Annotated in this window: 1 protein-coding gene; it reads right to left on the bottom strand. The window is 62.7% G+C overall.

Annotation, left to right across the window (positions count from 1 at the left end; genetic code table 11):
• On the bottom strand, nt 1-657 hold a 657-nt coding region (locus tag AC01FP_RS18520), incomplete at both ends, for an acyl-CoA dehydrogenase family protein (protein WP_474482341.1).

The following is a 657-nucleotide window of genomic DNA, read 5'->3' as shown; positions in this document are numbered from 1 at the left end:
GTGGCGCCGTCGTAGTTCAGCATGCAGGTGGCGTTGGCGTGGATGCCCATCTTATGCTCGATCGACCCGCACGACACGGCGTTGCGCTCGCCCAGAGAGCCGTCATCGTTGACGAGGAACTTGGGTACCACGAACAGCGAGATACCCTTGGTGCTGTCCGGTGCGCCGGGGGTCTTGGCCAGCACGAGGTGAATAATGTTCTCGGTCAGGTCATGTTCGCCGGCCGAGATGAAGATCTTGGTCCCGGTGATGGCATAGCTGCCGTCGGCGTTCGGCTCCGCCTTGGTGCGGATCATGCCCAGATCGGTGCCGCAATGCGGTTCGGTCAGGTTCATCGTGCCTGACCATTCCCCGGAGATCATCTTCGGCAGGTACTTTTCCTGCTGCTCCGGCGAGCCCTTGACCCGCAGGGCTGCGGTCGCTCCGGCCGTCAGGCCGGGATACATCGCAAAGGCCTGGTTGGCGGTACCGGTGAATTCCTCGATCACCATGCCAAGCACGTGCGGCATGCCCTGCCCGCCGAACTCTTCCGGCTGGGAAATCGTACCCCACCCGCTTTCGCGGTACTGGTCATAGGCTTGCTTGAACCCCTTTGGGGTGGTGACGCTGCCATCGGGGTGACGGGTGCAACCCTCAAGGTCGCCGCTCTGGTTCAAC

Source organism: Cyanobium sp. NIVA-CYA 375 (assembly GCF_056108345.1).
Note: the sequence above shows the minus strand (reverse complement) of the source record. Positions and strands in the feature narration are given on the sequence as shown.